This is a genomic window from uncultured Aurantimicrobium sp. (genome assembly GCF_936931525.1).
Lineage (GTDB): Bacteria > Actinomycetota > Actinomycetes > Actinomycetales > Microbacteriaceae > Aurantimicrobium.
This window is the reverse complement of the sequence record NZ_CAKZII010000174.1, coordinates 1-3,733: the sequence shown is the minus strand read 5'-3', so window position 1 is coordinate 3,733 and position 3,733 is coordinate 1. Positions and strand designations below refer to the sequence as shown.

Annotated in this window: 4 protein-coding genes and 1 pseudogene; 4 read left to right on the top strand and 1 reads right to left on the bottom strand. The window is 55.6% G+C overall.

Annotated elements, in window-relative coordinates:
* The 3 genes and pseudogenes from Q0362_RS09005 to Q0362_RS08995 form a co-directional block, all read left to right on the top strand.
* A pseudogene (locus tag Q0362_RS09005) lies at positions 1-329 on the top strand (ATP-dependent helicase); the annotation flags it as partial.
* Positions 330-340: 11 nt separating this feature from the next.
* On the top strand, positions 341-1,045 hold the full coding sequence (locus Q0362_RS09000) for a hypothetical protein (protein ID WP_298122704.1): 705 nt from the start codon (positions 341-343) through the stop codon (positions 1,043-1,045).
* A 12-nt stretch (positions 1,046-1,057) separates the two neighbouring features.
* The gene (locus Q0362_RS08995; protein ID WP_298122702.1) at positions 1,058-1,405 is read left to right on the top strand and encodes an antibiotic biosynthesis monooxygenase; all 348 of its coding nucleotides are present in this window, start codon (positions 1,058-1,060) and stop codon (positions 1,403-1,405) included.
* Here Q0362_RS08995 and Q0362_RS08990 read toward each other — a convergent pair.
* Entirely contained in the window at positions 1,393-2,262 is an 870-nt protein-coding gene (locus tag Q0362_RS08990; protein ID WP_298122699.1) for a PHP domain-containing protein, read from the bottom strand. The genes Q0362_RS08995 and Q0362_RS08990 overlap by 13 nt on opposite strands.
* 68 nt (positions 2,263-2,330) lie before the next feature.
* Between Q0362_RS08990 and Q0362_RS08985 the strand changes: the two genes are divergently transcribed.
* Positions 2,331-3,733, top strand: a 1,403-nt coding sequence (locus Q0362_RS08985) for an aminopeptidase P family protein (protein ID WP_298122697.1), incomplete at its 3' end; no start/stop codon positions are given.

Sequence of the window (3,733 nt, the reverse complement as noted above, 5' to 3'; positions counted from 1 at the left end):
AACCCACCGAGACCTACTCTTCGTCTCCTCACCTCTTCACCGACCTCAACATCCCTACCGATGCCAAGGGTCGCCTCAAGTCCACCCCTCCCACCAAGACCGCCGAGGGCCACACTGGCCGTCAGCGTGATGGCGAGAAGCGTGAAGGTTCGGGTGACCGTAACCGTCGCCGCGTGAACAACCCACCCAAGCACGTCAGCCCCGAAGGCACTCACGGCGTTGCCGGCGGTGCTCACGACGGCCGTGGTGAAGAACACCACGACGGCAACAACCCTTCTCGCACGCGCACACGTAACCGTCGTCGTGGCCCAGGTCTCGGCGGAGCATAAGTAGTTCGTTCATGAACATCGGCGAAGATGAAATAGCGCTGTTGGTGCGGGTTATTCCGCTTGCCATCGGTGCTTCCTTCACTCCGTCGTTGTTGGGTCTTCAGCTGCTCTCAACCAGCTCATCGAAGTGGATTCGTCGCAGCATTGCTGTGGCATCCGGTTCGGGTAGTGCGTTCCTACTGGCGTGTATTTTGCTCACCGCTGGCTTTGCCACGCTTCCCAAGCCTGCCCAACACTCCCCCGACATCATTGGCGGAATTGTCTGGGCAACTGCTGCTGTGGTGTTGACCGGAGTCGCTGTGTGGTTATTTATTCCTCACCGCGACTTGGCAAAAAAGGCAGAACAGGGCCTGACTAACCGCATAGCAAAAGCCAAGACCGTGACCTTCTTTGCTTTTGCCTTTGCCCTGAGCATCAAAGACATCACGAGCTTCGCCATGCTGGTTCCCGCTATTCACGATGTGACTGCGGCGCGCATTCCCTGGTGGCTTCAACTCCCCACGGTTCTCTTGGTCTATATCCTCGCGATGGTGCCGGTATTGCTTCCACCACTGTGGCGTTTGATTCGCGGCGAAAAAGGCAATGTGCAGTTGACCAAAATGTTCCACTACACAATGGATCACCAGTTCCAGATTCTGGGCGTCATTGCTGCCATCTTTGCTATTTACTGCGCACTGATTGCCATTGGCCCCAACGAGTTTGCACTGATTGGGTAGTTGGAGAAACACATGTATTCAGCACAGTTCATTTTCAAGCCCGGAACCTATGACGACGAGTTCTATCGACTTGATGACGCCATTGAAGAATTCGTGCAGGCGATGCCTGGCTACCTCGGCGTTGAGCGTTGGCTTGCCCCAGAAGGTGGAGTGAAGAACTCCATTTACTACTTCGCGGACAAAGAGACTCTGACGGAGTTCTCTCGTTTCCCCGACCACCTCACCGCCAAAGCTGGCGTTCAGCGCTGGTATGACGGATACGAAGTTGTCATTTCAGAGGTCGTCGCCGCCTACGGCGACGGCAAGATTGAAAGCATCGCCTCAAGCGTTAAAGGCAAAGGTTCTTTCTACGCAGGATAACTCGGCGAAGCGCCAGTTCCCTGCTCGATAATCTTTGCCAACATTTCTGGCTCGGTGGTGAATTCTCCGGGCTGGTTGGGCTTGCCCGTGCCGTGGTAATCACTTGATCCCGTAATGATCAATCCACGTTCCTGACAGATCTCACGCAGAATCGTCTTGCCCGGTTCCATGTTTTCGCGGTGTTCAATTTCGTAGCCGCCCAGACCGGCATCGATCAATCGATCGATGTATTCCATCGGGGCAACACGACCCTTCGTGGTGGGGTGGGCCATCACAGGAACGCCGCCAGCAGCACGAATGAGCTTCACTGCCGAAACGGGATCTAGGGCATATTGAGAAACGTAGTAGGGGCCATTCTTCGACAGGATGCCATCAAAGGCCTCGCCGCGTTCCCCAATAATCCCTTGTGCAACAAGAGCATCAGCCAAGTGGGGTCGACCTAAAGACTTTCCTGAAGCAGCGACCTGTTCCATCACGTGTTCCCACGTGATGTCATAGTCAGCACCGACGTTCTCGGTCATCTGACGGAGGCGGTTCTCGCGGTCATTCTGAAGTTTGTCCAGCTCCTGCGCGAGAGGGGCAAAGTTGGGGTCCACAAGATAAGCCAGGATATGGATGCTCCCGTGTTCGATACGCGAGCTGAACTCCATGCCAGGAATAAATGTCATCCCTAAACGCAGACACTCTTCGCGGGCTTCATCCCAGCCATCTGCGGTGTCATGGTCGGTGAGAGCCATGGTGCGAACGCCAGCAGCGTGCGCTTCCCGAACTACCTCAGTGGGCGAACCTGTGCCATCAGAGACATTGCTGTGGAGGTGCAGGTCGATAGGGCCTTGGGCTCTCAAGAATGCTTCCACCCTTTCACTCTATGCCTGACTGGGGACAAGCGAGCACTTTCTTGAGCGAGCAGTGCCAGACTGGATGCATGAACTCCGAGGAAGCAACCCACGAGGTCCCCAAAGGCACTGAAAACCGCTCCACAACGCCCGGTTCAGACACCTTCAAGCACTACATCTCTAGCCAGTGGGCTGATCGTGCTGAAGAAATCCCTGCCCCTCGCGAACAAGCTTCCTTTGCTGCGGCACGTCGTGCTGAACTGAGCAAGAAATACCCAGGCAAGCGTCTGGTGATTCCTGCCGGAGTAATGAAGCGTCGCAGTAATGACACGTTCTACCACTTTCGTGCCGATTCAGCCTTTAGCTGGCTTACAGGTTGGGGCTCGGATAGCGAACCCGATTCCGTTCTTGTGATGGAGCCCACTGCATCTGGCCATGGGTCCACCTTGTATTTCCGCGAGCGCGCCGGCCGTGACTCTGACGAGTTCTATGCCAACAGCGACATTGGTGAGTTTTGGATTGGCCCTCGCCCTTCACTGACTCAGGTCGCTGGAGATCTCGGCATTGCCACACGCCACCTGGATGAACTTCCTGCCAAGGATGCAGAAGTAACAGAGCTCCCTAGTGACCTGGCTCAAGATCTCTCTGAGATGCGTTTGGTCAAGGATGAGTTTGAAATCAACGAGATGCGCGAAGCGGTTGCGGCAAGCATCCGAGGCTTTGCTGACATTGCTCGCGTACTGCCTGCGATTGCGGGGAATAAGCGCGGTGAACGTTTAGTAGAAGGCGCGTTTGCCTCCCGTGCTCGCTTGGAAGGCAATGGTGTCGGTTACAACACCATTGCTGCCAGTGGTGCCCACGCCTGCATCCTGCACTGGGTGACTAACGACGGTGTGGTCAATGACGGCGATCTCATCTTGATTGACGCTGGCGTGGAGCGCGATAGCTACTACACAGCTGATGTCACTCGAACCCTTCCCGTAAATGGAACCTTCACTCCTATTCAACGCAAGGTCTATGAAGCAGTGCGAGAAGCAGCTGATGCAGCCTTCGCCATGGTGAAGCCCGGCATTACCTTCCGCGATGTTCACAACACCGCCATGGGCGTGATTGCGAAGAAGACTGCTGAATGGGGCTTGCTCCCTGTCACTGCTGAAGAGGCCCTGCTGCCTGAAAACGGTCATCACCGTCGTTACATGGTTCATGGCACGAGTCACCATTTGGGTATTGATGTGCACGACTGCGCCCAGGCACGTCGTGAGATGTATATGGACGGCATCGTGAAGGAAGGCATGATCTTCACGATTGAGCCTGGTCTCTACTTCCAGCCCGATGACCTGACCGTGCCTGAGGAATACCGTGGCATCGGCGTTCGTATTGAGGATGACATTCTGGTCACGGCCACTGGAGCTGAGAACCTCACTATTGCCTTGCCTCGCACCGCTGATGACGTAGAAGCATGGCTTGCTCCTCACGCAGCTGCCGCGAAAGC